The sequence below is a fragment of the Mesorhizobium sp. B2-3-10 genome, assembly GCF_006442275.1.
Taxonomy (GTDB): domain Bacteria; phylum Pseudomonadota; class Alphaproteobacteria; order Rhizobiales; family Rhizobiaceae; genus Mesorhizobium; species Mesorhizobium australicum.
This window is the reverse complement of the sequence record NZ_VFVT01000001.1, coordinates 744,312-758,926: the sequence shown is the minus strand read 5'-3', so window position 1 is coordinate 758,926 and position 14,615 is coordinate 744,312. Positions and strand designations below refer to the sequence as shown.

Annotated in this window: 11 protein-coding genes; 4 read left to right on the top strand and 7 right to left on the bottom strand. The window is 64.6% G+C overall.

Going from position 1 to position 14,615, the window contains the following annotated elements; genetic code table 11:
• Nucleotides 1–169: 169 nt before the first annotated feature.
• The 3 genes from FJ943_RS03855 to FJ943_RS03845 form a co-directional block, all read right to left on the bottom strand.
• Nucleotides 170–565, bottom strand: coding sequence for a DUF4345 family protein (locus FJ943_RS03855; RefSeq protein ID WP_127275645.1), 396 nt, complete (start codon nt 563–565; stop codon nt 170–172).
• A 97-nt stretch (nt 566–662) separates the two neighbouring features.
• A complete protein-coding gene (locus tag FJ943_RS03850) occupies nt 663–1,358 on the bottom strand; it encodes an aspartate/glutamate racemase family protein (protein ID WP_140719890.1) in 696 nt (231 codons plus the stop codon).
• Between the two features lie 49 nt (nt 1,359–1,407).
• The gene (locus FJ943_RS03845) at nt 1,408–3,591 is read right to left on the bottom strand and encodes a primosomal protein N' (protein ID WP_140719888.1); all 2,184 of its coding nucleotides are present in this window, start codon (nt 3,589–3,591) and stop codon (nt 1,408–1,410) included.
• 90 nt (nt 3,592–3,681) lie between these two features.
• On the opposite strand from FJ943_RS03845, the gene fsa reads away from it, so the two are divergent.
• Nucleotides 3,682–4,338: a fructose-6-phosphate aldolase gene (gene fsa / locus FJ943_RS03840; protein WP_015315164.1), complete on the top strand. Its 657-nt coding sequence runs from the start codon at nt 3,682–3,684 to the stop codon at nt 4,336–4,338.
• A 60-nt stretch (nt 4,339–4,398) separates the two neighbouring features.
• Here the strand turns inward: fsa and FJ943_RS03835 are convergent, their stop codons facing one another.
• The 3 genes from FJ943_RS03835 to leuS all read right to left on the bottom strand — a co-directional run bounded on the left by FJ943_RS03835 (nt 4,399) and on the right by leuS (nt 10,339).
• On the bottom strand, nt 4,399–6,873 hold the full coding sequence (locus FJ943_RS03835) for a DNA translocase FtsK (protein WP_140719886.1): 2,475 nt from the start codon (nt 6,871–6,873) through the stop codon (nt 4,399–4,401).
• 276 nt (nt 6,874–7,149) lie between these two features.
• On the bottom strand, nt 7,150–7,728 hold the full coding sequence (locus tag FJ943_RS03830; RefSeq protein WP_015315162.1) for an LPS assembly lipoprotein LptE: 579 nt from the start codon (nt 7,726–7,728) through the stop codon (nt 7,150–7,152).
• A complete protein-coding gene (leuS, locus tag FJ943_RS03825; RefSeq protein ID WP_140719884.1) occupies nt 7,715–10,339 on the bottom strand; it encodes a leucine--tRNA ligase in 2,625 nt (874 codons plus the stop codon). Before leuS ends, FJ943_RS03830 begins: the two co-directional genes overlap by 14 nt.
• Before the next feature lie 153 nt (nt 10,340–10,492).
• Here leuS and FJ943_RS03820 point away from each other — a divergent pair, with 153 nt between their 5' ends.
• Both FJ943_RS03820 and FJ943_RS03815 read left to right on the top strand, forming a co-directional pair.
• Nucleotides 10,493–11,155 (top strand): YggS family pyridoxal phosphate-dependent enzyme, encoded by a 663-nt coding sequence (locus tag FJ943_RS03820; RefSeq protein WP_140719882.1) that lies wholly within the window; start codon nt 10,493–10,495, stop codon nt 11,153–11,155.
• 128 nt (nt 11,156–11,283) lie between these two features.
• Entirely contained in the window at nt 11,284–12,333 is a 1,050-nt protein-coding gene (locus FJ943_RS03815) for an aldo/keto reductase (protein WP_140719880.1), read from the top strand.
• A gap of 60 nt (nt 12,334–12,393) precedes the next feature.
• Here the strand turns inward: FJ943_RS03815 and FJ943_RS03810 are convergent, their stop codons facing one another.
• Entirely contained in the window at nt 12,394–13,299 is a 906-nt protein-coding gene (locus FJ943_RS03810; RefSeq protein ID WP_140719878.1) for a LysR family transcriptional regulator, read from the bottom strand.
• Nucleotides 13,300–13,420: 121 nt separating this feature from the next.
• On the opposite strand from FJ943_RS03810, the gene FJ943_RS03805 reads away from it, so the two are divergent.
• A complete protein-coding gene (locus FJ943_RS03805; protein WP_140719877.1) occupies nt 13,421–14,602 on the top strand; it encodes an MFS transporter in 1,182 nt (393 codons plus the stop codon).
• Nucleotides 14,603–14,615 lie beyond the last annotated feature (13 nt).

The window sequence follows — 14,615 nt, the reverse complement described above, 5'->3', positions numbered from 1 at the left end:
TGCATTTTTCCAAGCACGGAGGCGCGGCTTCCGCTATCCCCGGCCGAAAGTCGATTGCCGTCTAGCACAGGCATTTTAAGACCGCAATGCGTCGTTCCGCATGGTTTTCAGGCACTATTGTCGCATCCGGCGAAAGATCAGCGTCCTGCGCGCCTGAATACCCCAGGATTCAGGGCACAAAGCCGAAGGCAAAGGCGAGCGGCAAGGCCGCGAGCGCCAATTCCACCACAATGGAAACCCAATTGAAAGGTGTATTGGCGCCGTCCGACATCATCGACAGCAGCCGGCCGAAGGCGGTGAACAGCCAGGAAAATCCGAGCGCCATGTAGACCAGCGGCTGCGCGAGCAGGATGCAGCACAGGCCGACTCCGAGATAGAAGCCCGACATGCGGCCGCGCCCCTCGGCGATCGCCGCCGCCTTCTCGGGTTTCGCCTGCAGGCGCAGGATACGGAACGCCAGCCCCGGCGCCAGGAAAAACAGAAGACCGAGCAGCACGGTGAAGACCGCGCTCGACCAGGCCAGCCATTCGCCCTGGCTCGTCGGCCATGGAAGCGCAAAATCCATCGTGTCCCCTCGAAATGCCTGTTTTGAAAAATCGCCGACATTCTAGCGAAGGAAAGAACCGGCGCCAGATGGCTTCAGCCACTTTAGGAGACGCGCATCAACCGAGTGCGAATTCCACCGCCGCCCCGGCATGGATGCGCGTCGTGTCGAAAATCGGGATGTCGAAATCATCCTGGCCGATGAGCATGGTGATCTCGGTGCAGCCCATGATCAGGCTGTCGGCGGCTTCGTCGCGGCGCAAGCGGTTTGCCTCGGCGACATAGGCCGCCTTCGAGGCTTCGGTGACGATGCCCTGACAGAGTTCCTCGTAGATGACGCGATGCACCATGTCGCGCCCGGCCGAATCCGGTACCACTGGCGACAGGCCATATTTGTCGGCAAGCCGGCCCTTGTAGAAGTCCTGCTCCATGGTGAACCGCGTTGCCAGCAGCGCCGGCCGCCGCAGGCCGGCCTGCCTGACCGTGGCCGCGGTGGCGTCGGCGATATGGATCAGCGGGATCGACACAGCCGCCTGCACCTGGTCGGCCAGTCTGTGCATGGTGTTGGTGCACAGAAGCAGGCCCTCCGCACCGCCGGCCTCAAGTTTGTGTGCGGCATCGATCAGCAGCGCACCGGCACCGTCCCAGTCGCCATCATGCTGCCGTTCGGCGATCTCGGCGAAATCGAACGACCAGAGCAGCAGCCTCGCCGAATGCAGACCGCCCAGCCGCTCGCGCACGATCTCGTTGAGCAGGCGGTAGTAGATGGCGGTCGATTCCCAGCTCATGCCGCCGAGCAGGCCTAAGGTTTTCATGAGATCTTCCGTTTCTCTCGTCGAGGCAGCTGTAGCTGAATTTGTGTTCCTACAAAAAGCTCTGCGGGTCGATGTCCACCTGCACCCGAACCGAGCCGCGCTGTTTCGGCCCGTTGGCCAGCATGGTGCGGATGAAGCTCTGCATGTCGGCGCGCCGTTCGCCCTGGATCAGCAGGCGGAAGCGGTGGCGACCGCCGAGCAACGATAATGGCGCTTCCGCCGGCCCGAGCACGAACAGATCCGGCGCCTCCGGTGCGGAGCGGCGCAGGCCGCGTGCATGGCCTTCCGCTTCCGCCCGCGTCACCGCGCTGACGATGACGCCTGCCAGCCGGCCGAAGGGCGGCAAGGCAGCGCGTTCGCGCTCTGAAATCTCGCGCTGGTAGAAAGACTCGGCATCGCCGGAGACGATCGCCCGCATCACCGGATGGTCGGGCTGGAAGGTCTGCAGCAGGCCAAGGCTCTTCTTGCCGGTGCGGCCGGCACGGCCGGTCACCTGGCTGAGCAGCTGGAAGGTGCGCTCGGCGGCGCGCGGATCGCCATTGGCAAGGCCCAGATCGGCATCGACGACGCCGACCAGCGTCATGTTCGGGAAATTATGACCCTTGGCGACCAGTTGCGTGCCGATGACGATATCGGCCTCGCCGTTGGCTATAGCCTCCAGTTCCAGCCGCAACCGTCGTACACCCCCCATTATATCCGACGACAGCACGATGGTACGCGCGTCCGGGAAATGCGTGACGACCTCTTCGGCGATGCGCTCGACCCCCGGCCCGCAAGCGACCAGGTGGTCGAGCGTGCCGCATTCGGGGCAGGCTTCCGGACGGCGCTCATTGTGACCGCAATGATGACACACCAACTGGCCGCGAAAACGGTGCTCGACCAGCCAGGCCGAGCACACCGGGCAGCCGAAACGGTGGCCGCAGACCCGGCACAGCGTCAGCGGCGCATAGCCGCGCCGGTTGAGGAACAGCAGCGACTGTTCCTGCTTCTCCAGCGTCTTGCGCATATGGTCGATCAGCACCGGCGACAGGAAGCCGCCACGGGCCGGCGGCGCGCGGCGCATGTCGATCGACTTGAGATCGGGAAGTGCCGCCTCAGCGAAGCGGGCGGAAAGAACAGCCCTGGCATAGCGGCCCTGGCTTGCGTTGACCCGGCTTTCGACCGACGGCGTCGCCGACGCCAGCACCACCGGAAAGCCGCCAATATGCCCGCGCACGACAGCCATGTCGCGCGCATTATAGAAGACACGGTCTTCCTGCTTGTAGGCCGGGTCGTGCTCCTCGTCGACCACGATCAGGCCAAGTTCCTTGAACGGCAGGAACAGCGCCGAGCGTGCGCCGGCGACGACACGCACGCCCCCTTCCGCCACTTGCCGCCAGACTTTTTCGCGCATCCTGGGCGGCAGATCGGAATGCCATTCCCCCGGCTTGGCACCGAAGCGCTGCTGGAAGCGTTCGAGGAAAGCATGCGTCAGCGCGATTTCGGGCAGCAGGATCAGCACCTGTTTTCCCTGATCGAGCGCGGCCGCCACCGCCTCGAAATAGACCTCCGTCTTGCCGGACCCGGTGACGCCGTCGAGCAGCGCGACATTGAACGCACCGGTCGCGACATTGGCGCGCAGCATCGACGCGGCGTCGTTCTGGTCCGGCATCAGGTCCGGCACGGCATAGCTTGGGTCGGGTGCGGCCACCACCGGGCGCGGCGGGATCATCACCGTTTCGAACACGCCTTGCGCTTTCAGCCCCTCGATCACCGTCGACGACACGCCGGCGGCATGCGCCAGCCCGGAGCGCGTCCAAGCCAGCCCGCCTTCGGCTGTCTCCAGCACCCGCGTCCTCGCATCCGTCATCCGATCGGGCATGACGAGCGTCCGCTGCAGCCCTTCGATCCAGGGTTCGGGATCGAAAGCTTCCGGCGCACGCAACAGCATTCGCGCCACCATGCCCGGCGCCGACAGCGTGTATTGCGCCACCCAGTCGACGAAGCGGCGCATGGCGCGGTCGATCGGCGGACAGTCGAAAACCTGTTCGATCGGGCGCAATTTCCTGGCATCGACCTGCTCGATCACGCCGTCCCAGACGATACCCGCGACCTGGCGCGGCCCGAGCGGCACGCGCACGATCGAACCCGGCACCACCCGCATGCCGTCCGGCACGGCATAGGTGTAGGGGCGTTCGGCCGGCATCGGCACCAGCACCGGTGCGGCTGCGACAAAGGGCGAATCTTCGATCATGAGGCGTGACCTTGCCCCGACTTTGCTCTAGATCAAAGGGCAACGCTGAACGTGCCTTCGCAGGCGCCACGAAATCGTCAGGAGACCGCCATGAAATTTTTTGCCGACACAGCCGATATCAAGGAAATCCGTGAACTGATCGATCTGGGGTTGCTCGACGGCGTCACCACCAACCCGTCGCTGATCCTGAAATCGGGCGGCAAAATCGCCGAGGTCACCAAGCAGATCTGCGACATCGTCGAAGGCCCGGTTTCCGCGGAAGTCGTGGCGACCGAATACAAGCAGATGATGGCCGAGGCCGAGGTGCTGGCCAAGATCGCGCCGAATGTCGCCATCAAGGTGCCGTTGACGCTGGACGGATTGAAGGCCTGCAAGACGATCCGCACCGAGATGAACCGCATGGTCAACGTCACCTTGTGCTTCTCGGCCAACCAGGCGCTGCTCGCCGCCAAGGCAGGCGCCTCCTTCATCTCGCCCTTCGTCGGCCGCATCGACGATACCGGTTCTGACGGCATGGAAGTGATCCAGGAGATCCGTCAGATCTACGACAATTACGATTTCCAGACCGAGATCCTGACCGCTTCCGTGCGCACAGTGAACCACGTGAAGCAGGCGGCGCTCATCGGCGCCGATATCGTCACCGCGCCACCCGCGACCCTGAAGGCGCTGGTCAATCACCCGCTGACCGACAAGGGCCTTGCCGCCTTCCTCGCCGACTGGGCAAAGACCGGCCAGAAAATCGGCTGAGCGAGCTTATGCCCGATACGAAAAAAGGCCGGGCAACCGGCCTTTTTTATGCGTTGCGGATCAAGGGGCCGATCGATCCGTGCCGTCATCCCCCGGGATGGTTACCGGTGGGCGCTTGCCCGCCATGATCTCGCGCTTGCCGACATGGTTCGGTGCGCCGACCAGACCCTCCTTCTCCATCCGCTCGACCAGTGAAGCGGCGCGGTTGTAGCCGATGCCAAGGCGGCGCTGGATGTAGGACGTCGAACATTTCTTGTCGCGCAACACCACCTTGACCGCCTCGTCATAGCTGGAATCGCCGTCCTCGGCGGCAACGGCTCCCTTGTCGAAGACCGCTCCCTGGTCGTCTTCCTCTTCCTCTTCATCCTCGTCGGCCGTCACGGTCTCCAGATATTCGGGGCGGCCCTGCGCCTTCAGATGCGCCACGACATGCTCGACCTCGGCGTCGGACACAAAGGGGCCGTGCACGCGGGCGATGCGCCCGCCGCCCATCATGTGCAGCATGTCGCCCTGGCCGAGCAGCTGCTCGGCACCCTGCTCGCCCAAAATGGTGCGGCTGTCGATCTTGGAGGTGACCTGGAAGGAGATGCGGGTCGGGAAGTTGGCCTTGATCGTGCCGGTGATGACGTCGACGGAAGGCCGCTGCGTTGCCATGATCAGGTGGATCCCGGCGGCGCGCGCCATCTGCGCCAGGCGCTGGATTGCGCCTTCGATCTCCTTGCCGGCGACCATCATCAGGTCGGCCATCTCGTCGACGATGACGACGATGTAGGGCATCGGCGCTAGGTCGATCTCCTGCTGTTCGAACAGCGGCTCGCCGGTGCCCTTCTCGAAGCCGGCCTGCACGGTCATGACGACCGTCTCGCCCTTGTCGCGGGCAGTGGCGGCACGCTCATTGTAGCCGTCGATGTTGCGCACGCCGAGCCGCGCCATCTTGCGATAGCGGTCTTCCATCTCGCGCACTGCCCATTTGAGCGCGGTAACCGCCTTCTTGGGATCGGTGACGACGGGCGTCAGAAGGTGCGGGATACCGTCGTAAACTGACAGCTCAAGCATCTTCGGGTCGACCATGATCAGCCGGCATTCTTCCGGCTTCAACCGGTAGAGCAGCGACAGGATCATGGTGTTGATGGCGACCGACTTGCCGGACCCGGTGGTGCCGGCGACGAGCAGATGCGGCATTTTCGCCAGCTCGGCGATGACAGGTTCGCCGCCGATCGTCTTGCCAAGGCAAAGCGCCAGCTTGCAGCTGGTCTTGCGGAAGCCCTGCGATTCGATCAGTTCACGGAAATAGACGGTCTCGCGTGTCTCGTTCGGCAGCTCGATGCCGATGACGTTGCGGCCGGGCACCACGGCGACGCGCGCCGAGACCGCCGACATGGAGCGAGCGATATCGTCGGCGAGACCAATCACGCGGGAGGATTTGACGCCCGGCGCCGGTTCGAACTCGTAAAGGGTAACGACCGGGCCGGGGCGAACATGGATGATCTCGCCGCGCACGCCGAAATCCTCTAGCACGCTTTCCAGGAGATCGGCATTCTGCTCGAGCCGCTCCTGCGACATGTAGAAGCCTTGCCCTTCCGGCGGCTGCTGCAGCAGCTCCTCCGAGGGAAGCGCGTAGCCTTCGCCCGTCACCGGCTGCACAACCTTTCCGGCCATGGGCAGCGACGGCGAACGCACGGCGGGAACGGTTTCCTCCACGCGTTGCAAAAGTGGCGCCGGGGCGGCGCTGGCTGCGGCAGGCGCCGTCGCGGCTGTTGTCCGACCCAGCCGGGCGGCTCTGCCCGCCGGGACGGCCGGCTCGACCACCACCTTGTTGGAGTTGGCCGGAAAGACGTCCGGCAGGGCAGGTGGAACCTGGCCAGGAAGGCATTCGATGACACGGAACAAGGCGGTGACATCGGCCACCGCCGGTCCTGAGACATCGGCCCGGGCGGCGGCAACCGGCGGAGCCGGCACCGGTGCATGCGGGACCGGGCTGACTTGGCGGGCGGGCGTCACGTCGACCAGAAGCGGCGCCAAGCCCTCGAAGAAGGCGTGATCCGAAAGATAGGGCCGCCGCGCTTTTTCAGCGGGGGCTGCTTTGACCGGCGCGCCATTCCCGCCAACGGGCGCCGGGCGCGTGGCCGCCCGTGCCGTTGCTGGCACCTTTAGAGCCGCCGGGGCAACGCCTTTCGCCGTCTCGCCGCTACGCGCCGGCTGAGCGGGCCCGGCCGGTGCCGGTCCGCGATGCATGACGGTGCCAGGACCGACCTGCTGCGTCGGGAGCGCCTGCCGTGCGTCCTGCTCGGCAACGTCGTCCTGCGGTTGGCGGTGCTTTGGCTCATAGTCCGGCGTGCGTGTAAAACGCACATTGGGCGCAAGGAAAAAATACTCCTGCCAGGCCGGGCTTTCGGTGTCGCCACCCTGCGGGAAAGAAGCGCCGGACTGGCGGACATCGACCTTGCCGCGCGGGCCGCCGGAACGCTCTCCTTGGGGGTCATCGGGCGCAGCTGTGTGCAACGAATTGATCCGAGAAAAACGCCTGGCTTCCATGCTCAAGACTCACTGTGAAACGACTGCCGAGCAATAGGGAGCGAGTGGTTAACAGTTGCTTCCCGTCAGCGTCGCTGGAGCGATCGAGACGCATCTTTCGCGGCGAAGCGCTGGGCTGGAAAGCGGAGCGAACCTTGGTCACGTGAAAAACCCGCGGACAGCATTCACATGGCGCCAAAAGCCCGGCTGCCGGCGCGTTTCCATCGCCGGACACAGCATCAGGATATCGAGAGAATGAGAGAGGGCGTTCGGCCCTCTTTTGAGACGGCGAACGCGCTAGCTGGCCGCCTTGCCGTGCCGGGCCAGATCCTGGGCGATCGACAGCTGCAGGGCTTCAGCCAGTTCGCGCGCGGCGCGGTTCTCGGCGTCGATCTGCGCCCGGTAGGAGGCAAACTCCTGACGCGGCCTGTCGAAGGAGGAAGTGATCGCCCGCTTGCCGACGGCGATCACCGCGCCGGTTTTCACATCGGTCAGCGTGTAGCCTGCGGTCAGCGTCACCGAACCGGCGGTCGGCTCGTCCTGATCGGTTCCATTCTGTACCAGCGCCGAGGATTCAACGCCTTCGCTCACGCCGAGGTCGAGCGAATAAAGCGGCGAGGCGGGCTCGCCGGCGCCGCGCCCGAACCCGAAGATCAGATTGTTACGCACCTGCTGGGCATAGCGCGTCCGGACCGGCTTGACCGCGATCGATGCCATCTCGGCATTGGCGGTCGAGCCCGTCGACAACGGCGCGCTCGAATAGAGCGGCCGCACCTGGCAGGCCGAAATGAGCGCCAGCGAACCGACGAGGCCGGCAAGCGCGATGCGGCGCAGCAGACGGCCCAGCTCTGTCTTTTCCCGATCAGGCAACGACATTGACGATCCTCTGCGGCACGATGATCACCTTGCGCGGAGCCTTACCTTCAAGTGCTTTCTGCACGAAGTCGAGAGCCAAGACCGCTTTTTCGACCGCACCTTGGTCCGCGTCGCGGGCAATTGTCAAATCCCCCCGCTTCTTGCCGTTGACCTGCACCGGATAGGTGACTTCGTTGTCGACGACCAGTGCCGGATCGAAGACCGGCCACGGCCGTTCGGCCACCAGATCGACGCCGCCCAGCGTCTCCCAGCACTCTTCGGCCAGGTGCGGCATCACGGGCGCGATCAGATGCACCATGATCTCGACCGCCTCGCGGCAGGCGCTTTTCAGCGCCGGAACGGCCTTGCCTTCCGCCACTTCGTTGAGCGGGGCTGTCAACGCGTTGGCAAGTTCATAGATGCGAGCAATGGCGCGGTTGAAGGCGAGCTTCTCGATGTCTTCGCCGACCGCCTTCAGGACCTTGTGCGCGGCCTTGGAAACCGCCCCGGCCTCGCCGTCATCGGCCGCCTTGGGCGTGACCCCTGCCAGCGTCTCGGCCGCCGTCGACACCAACCGCCAGATGCGCTGCATGAAGCGATGCGCGCCGGCGGCACCGTCGTCGGTCCACTCGACATCGCGCTCGGGCGGCGAATCCGACAGCATGAACCAGCGCGCCGTGTCGGCGCCGTAGCCATCGGTGATGTCTTCCGGGCTCACCGTGTTCTTCTTCGACTTCGACATCTTCTCGAGCGGGCCGATGGTGACCGCCTCGCCGGTGGCGACGTCGATGGCGCGGCGCTTGCCGTCGACGTCCTCCAGACGAACCTCGGTCGGCGCCAGCCAGCGCCCATTCGACGCCGAGCCGACACGGTAGGTTTCGTGAACCACCATGCCTTGCGTGAACAGGCCCTTGAACGGCTCGGCCAGGGCAACATGGCCGGTCTCGCGCATGGCGCGGGTGAAGAAACGCGAATAGAGCAAATGCAGGATCGCATGCTCGATGCCGCCAATATATTGGTCGACCGCCAGCCACTCGTTCGCTGCCTTGGGATCGGTCGGTTCATGCGCCCAGGGCGCGGTGAAGCGGGCGAAATACCAGGACGAATCCACGAACGTGTCCATCGTGTCGGTTTCGCGCCGCGCGTCCTTGCCGCATTGCGGGCACTTCACATGCCGCCAGGTCGGGTGACGGTCGAGCGGATTGCCTGGCCGGTCGAAATCGACATCGTCGGGCAGCTTGACCGGCAGATCGGCCTTCGGCACCGGCACCACGCCGCAATCCTCGCAATGGATCATCGGGATCGGGCAGCCCCAGTAGCGCTGGCGCGAAATGCCCCAGTCGCGCAGGCGGAAATTCACCTTGCGCTCGGCCATTGGCCGGTTGCCGATGGTCTTTTGCTCCAGCAGCCTGGCGACTTCATCGAAAGCGCTGTCCGGCGTCATGCCGTCGAGGAACCGCGAATTGATCATCGCGCCATCGTCGACATAGGCCTCGTCGACGATCTGGAACGTCTTGGCATCGGCGCCATCAGGCATCACCACCGGCACCACCGGCAGGCTGTATTTGTTGGCGAAGTCGAGGTCGCGCTGGTCATGCGCCGGACAGCCGAAGATGGCGCCGGTGCCGTACTCCATCAGCACGAAATTGGCGACGTAGACAGGCAGCGTCCAGCTATCGTCGAAGGGATGGACGACGCGGATGCCGGTGTCGAAGCCCTTCTTCTCGGCCGTCTCGAGCGCCGCCACCGAAGTGCCCATATGGCGCACTTCGTCGATGAACTTCGCCAGGGCCGGATTGGTCTCCGCGGCCTTCTTGGCCAGCGGATGATCGGCGGCGATTGCCATGAACGAGGCGCCGAAAATGGTATCCGGCCTTGTCGTGTAGACTTCCAGCTCATGCTCGCCGGAGATTTCCGAGGCCAGCGGCCAGCGGATCAGCAGGCCCTCCGAACGGCCGATCCAGTTCTGCTGCATCAGCTTCACTTTTTCGGGCCACTCGTCGAGACCGTCCAATGAATCCAGCAAATCCTGGGCAAAGTCGGTGATCTTGAAGAACCATTGCGTCAGCTCGCGCTGTTCAACCAGCGCACCGGAGCGCCAGCCGCGCCCGTCGATGACCTGCTCGTTGGCGAGCACCGTCATGTCCTCCGGATCCCAGTTGACCTTGGAGGATTTGCGCGTCACCAGCCCCTTCTCGACGAAGTCGAGGAACAGCATCTGCTGGCGGTGGTAGTAATCGACGTCGCAGGTGGCGAATTCGCGCGCCCAGTCCAGCGACAGGCCCATTACCTTGAGCTGCTCGCGCATGGCGGCGATGTTCTGGTAGGTCCATTCCTTGGGATGCACCTTGTTCTGCATAGCGGCGTTCTCAGCCGGCATGCCGAAGGCATCCCAGCCCATCGGATGCAGCACGTTGAAACCCTTGGCGCGCTTGTAGCGGGCCACCACGTCGCCCATCGTGTAATTGCGGGTATGGCCGATATGGATGCGCCCCGACGGATAGGGGAACATTTCCAGCACGTAGTATTTCGGACGCGGATCGTCATTGTGCGCTTCGAAAAGCTTCTTCTCGGCCCAGGCCTTCTGCCATTTGGGTTCTGACGCGCGCGGGTTGTATCGTTCGGTTGCCATGGGACGTTTTTCACTTAAAAGCATACGGACTGCGGGCAAGAGCCCGGCAGTTCATGAAATGTGGTCCGGGTGTTCACCATGGTTTGGCAAACCCGTCAACCATATGGGCATCGCGGCTGACAAAAACGCGGGTCAAAACAGCGGGATTTGCATATGGGCGACACCGTTCAGCAGTTTTTCGCGGTCAAGGCGAAGATCGCCGCCGCCGAGCGGGAGGCCGGCCGTAAAGCCGGCGCGGTGACGCTGGTGGCAGTCTCCAAGACCTTCGACGCCGCCGACATAGGCCCGGTCATCGAGGCCGGCCAGCGCGTCTTCGGCGAAAACCGCGTGCAGGAAGCGCAAGGCAAATGGCCTGACCTGAGGGAAGCTTTCCCCGACATCGAACTGCACCTGATCGGTCCGCTGCAGTCGAACAAGGCGAGGGAAGCGGTGGCTCTGTTCGAGGTCATCGAGACGGTCGACCGCGACAAGATCGCCGCGGAGCTCGCCAAGGAAATTGTCCGGCAAGGCCGTGCGCCAAAACTCTATGTCCAGGTGAACACCGGTTCCGAACCGCAGAAAGCCGGGATCGAACCGAGCGAGGCGGTCGCCTTCGTCAGACGCTGCCGGGAAGTGCACGGCCTCGGCATCGAAGGCCTGATGTGCATCCCGCCGGCGGACGAGAACCCCGGCCCCCACTTCGCCTTGTTGGAGAAACTCGGCAAGGAAGCCGGGGTCGCCAAACTGTCGATGGGCATGTCCGGCGACTTCGAGACCGCGATCGCCTTTGGCGCCACCAGCGTCAGGGTCGGTTCGGCGATTTTTGGAAGCCGGTAGTCCGAATTTCCAGCTTGCCGTGCATATCGCTGGGCCTGATCCACGAGCACCATTATACCAGTGCTTGAAACGAAACGTGCCGTTCCTATTTGCCTTGATGTCACCGCACATCCTCCTGGAGTCTCACGATGCGTTACAATCAGCTTGGAAACACGGGGCTATTCGTCTCCGAACTTTGCCTCGGCACCATGACCTTCGGCGCCGCCGGCCAGAACGCCCAATGGGGCCTGATCGCCAGCCTCGACCAGAAGGGCGTCAACGAGATCGTCGGCCGCTCGATCGCCGCCGGCATCAACTTCTTCGACACGGCCGACGTCTATTCCGTCGGCGAGTCCGAACGCCTGCTTGGTCAGTCGCTTAGGGATCTCGGTGTTGCCCGGTCAAACGTGGTCATCGCCACCAAGGTCCACGGCGCCATGGGTGAGGGACCAAACCAGCGCGGCTCCTCGCGCGGCCATATCATGGATTCGGTCGACGCCAGCTTGGAGCGGCTGCAGCTCGACCATATCGATCTCTATCAGTTGCACGGCACCGATGCGGTGACGCCGATCGACGAGACGCTGCGGGCACTTGATGATCTCGTCTCCAGCGGAAAGGTCCGCTATGTCGGCGTCTCCAACTGGCAGGCTTGGCGCATCGCCAAGGCGCTCGGCGTCGCCGACCGCAAGGGCTTTGCCCGCTTCGAGACCGTCCAGTCCTATTATTCGATCGCCGGCCGCGACCTCGAACGCGAGATCGTGCCGCTGATCAACGAGGAGAAGCTCGGCCTGATGGTGTGGTCGCCGATGGCTGGCGGGCTGCTGTCCGGCAAATATGGGCCCGGCGCGCCGGGCAATGGCGAGGGCCGCCGCGCGTCCTTCAACTTCCCGCCGGTCAACGAGGACCGCGCCTGGGCGGCGGTCGCCGTCATGCGGGAGGTCGCCGAGAAGCATGATGTCGGCGTCGCGACCGTGGCGCTCGGCTATGTCCTGGCCAAGCCTTTCGTGATGAGCGTGATCATCGGCGCCAGCCGCATGGACCAGCTCGAGCAGAACCTTGCCGCCACCAGCCTCAAGCTTGATGCCGACGATCTCGCCAGGCTTGACGAAGTGAGCGCACTACCCGCCGAATATCCCGGCTGGATGGTCGAACGCCAGGGCGCCGGCCGTCGTCCGGGGCCTTTCGTGCCGAAGGCATAGCGCGTACCGCTGGCAAGTCGGTCCTTCAACGCCGCGCGTCTCATCGACGCGCGGCTTCGATTACAGCCGAACGGTCTCGGCAAGAAAGTCGAGAAAGGCCCGCACACGTGCCGGCAGGTGTTTGCCCTGGCCGACATAGACGGCATGCGTCGGCTCTTCGTCGCCGGGGTTGAAATCTTCCAGCAGCGGCACCAGCCGGCCGGCGGCAATGTCGGGTTCGACATGCCAGCGCGCCAGTCGGGCGATGCCGGCCCCGGCGACGGTCGTTTGGCGCATCGCCTCGCCATCGGTCAATGCCAGGTTTCCGACAACCGGGGTGATCACCGGCGCGCCTGCCGTATCGATAAAAGGCCAGCCGTCGATATGCCGCGCGAAACTGAAGGCGAGCATGTTGTGACGCCCGAGATCGGACAGCGTGCGCGGCGTGCCATGTGCTTCGAGATATGAAGGTGCCGCGACCACCACCATTCGGCTTTGACCGAGCTTGCGCGCCACCAGCCTCGATTCGCGCAGCGGCCCGGCGCGGATCGCGACATCGGCCCGCTCTTCCAGCAGGTCGATCACGCTGTCGGTCAGCACAGCCTCGACGAAAATTTCGGGATAGCGCTCCAGAAAGCGCGGCAGCAGTTCCATCAGCCGGTGTTGGCCGAACGGCACGTAGCTGTTAACTCTCAGCCTGCCGCGCGGCGCGGCTCCTGCCGCCGCTTCACGCTCGGCCTTATCCATGTCGGCGAGCACGCGCACGCCGCTGTCGTAGAACGCCGTCCCTTCCGGCGTGAGCTGGAGCTTGCGCGTCGAGCGGCTGACAAGCCGCGCCCCAAGCCGGGTTTCGAGCCGTGCTATCAGCTTGCTCACCGCCGATGGCGTCATCCGCAGCCCCCGCGCCGCGGCCGAAAAACTACCCGCCTCGACGACGCGCACGAAGACTTCGATCTCGCCGGAACGGTTGATGTCGGGCCTAGCCATCTGTGAATCTATTTCACAAGAAGTATGCCTTGGGCAAGTCTGGTTCACAACATCGCGGATCACGATCTTCCGGGCCGGGGCGCGGACTGAGCGTCCTTCGCCGACAGATGGGACCATCGCCATGCCTCTTGCTCTTTATGCCCTCGCCGCCGGTGCTTTTGGCATCGGTGTTACCGAATTCGTCATCATGGGCCTGCTTATCGATGTCAGCAAAGACCTCGGCGTGTCGATCTCCGCCGCCGGCCAATTGATCTCTGCCTATGCGCTCGGTGTCGTCATCGGTGCACCCTTGTTGACCATTGCCACGGGCAACTGGCCGCGCAAAACCGTGCTGCTGGCGCTGATGGCGATCTTCACGATTGGCAACCTCGCTTGTGCGCTGGCGCCCGATTACTGGACGCTGATGGGTGCCCGCATCATCACCGCCTTCGCCCACGGCACCTTCTTTGGCGTCGGCTCGGTCGTCGCCACTGGTCTGGTCGCGCCCAACAGGAAGGCTTCGGCGATCGCGCTGATGTTCACCGGCCTGACCATCGCCAACATCCTAGGCGTGCCCTTCGGCACCTGGCTCGGCCAAGCCTTTGGCTGGCGTGCGACCTTCTGGGCGGTGACCGCCGTCGGCCTGGCGGCCTTCGCCGTCATCCTCGCCCTGGTGCCGCGCGGCCAGGCAGCGCCCGAGAAGAGCGATCTGCGCGCCGATCTCGCCGTTCTGCGCCGCACGCCCGTCCTGCTCGGCCTCGCCACCACGGTGCTCGGCTATGCCGGCGTCTTCGCCGTCTTCACCTACATCGCCCCGTTGCTCACCGAGATCAGCGGCTTCAGCGAAGCCGCTGTATCGCCGATCCTGCTCGTCTTTGGCGGCGGCCTCATCGCCGGCAATCTCGCCGGCGGCAAGATCGCCGATCGCTGGCTGGTGCCGGCGGTGCTCGGCAGCCTCGTGGTGCTGGCGCTGGTGCTTGCCACGATGAGCTTCGCCATCCACAGCCAGGTCATGGCCGTGATCTATGTCGGCCTGCTCGGCGCCGCCGCCTTCGCCACAGTGGCGCCGCTGCAGATGTGGGTGCTGGAAAAGGCGCAAGGCGCCGGCCAGAGCCTGGCCTCATCGTTCAACATCGCCGCCTTCAATCTCGGCAATGCGGCCGGCGCCTGGCTTGGCGGCGCGGTCATCGCCCATGGCCTTGGACTGGGTTCGCTCACCTGGGTCGCCGCCCTGCTGCCGCTCGCGGCGCTCGCCGTGGCTGGACTGGCGCTGCACCTTGATGGTGGCACCACATCAGGTGCGCCTGTCTCCGTCCGGTCGTGACGCCAGCCGGCAC

Coding starts and splice junctions, on each gene's coding strand:
- FJ943_RS03855 (WP_127275645.1), bottom strand. CDS start 565: ATGGATTTTGCGCTTCCATGGCCGACGAGCCAGGGCGAATGGCTGGCC.
- FJ943_RS03850 (WP_140719890.1), bottom strand. CDS start 1,358: ATGAAAACCTTAGGCCTGCTCGGCGGCATGAGCTGGGAATCGACCGCC.
- FJ943_RS03845 (WP_140719888.1), bottom strand. CDS start 3,591: ATGATCGAAGATTCGCCCTTTGTCGCAGCCGCACCGGTGCTGGTGCCG.
- fsa (WP_015315164.1), top strand. CDS start 3,682: ATGAAATTTTTTGCCGACACAGCCGATATCAAGGAAATCCGTGAACTG.
- FJ943_RS03835 (WP_140719886.1), bottom strand. CDS start 6,873: ATGGAAGCCAGGCGTTTTTCTCGGATCAATTCGTTGCACACAGCTGCG.
- FJ943_RS03830 (WP_015315162.1), bottom strand. CDS start 7,728: ATGTCGTTGCCTGATCGGGAAAAGACAGAGCTGGGCCGTCTGCTGCGC.
- leuS (WP_140719884.1), bottom strand. CDS start 10,339: ATGGCAACCGAACGATACAACCCGCGCGCGTCAGAACCCAAATGGCAG.
- FJ943_RS03820 (WP_140719882.1), top strand. CDS start 10,493: ATGGGCGACACCGTTCAGCAGTTTTTCGCGGTCAAGGCGAAGATCGCC.
- FJ943_RS03815 (WP_140719880.1), top strand. CDS start 11,284: ATGCGTTACAATCAGCTTGGAAACACGGGGCTATTCGTCTCCGAACTT.
- FJ943_RS03810 (WP_140719878.1), bottom strand. CDS start 13,299: ATGGCTAGGCCCGACATCAACCGTTCCGGCGAGATCGAAGTCTTCGTG.
- FJ943_RS03805 (WP_140719877.1), top strand. CDS start 13,421: ATGCCTCTTGCTCTTTATGCCCTCGCCGCCGGTGCTTTTGGCATCGGT.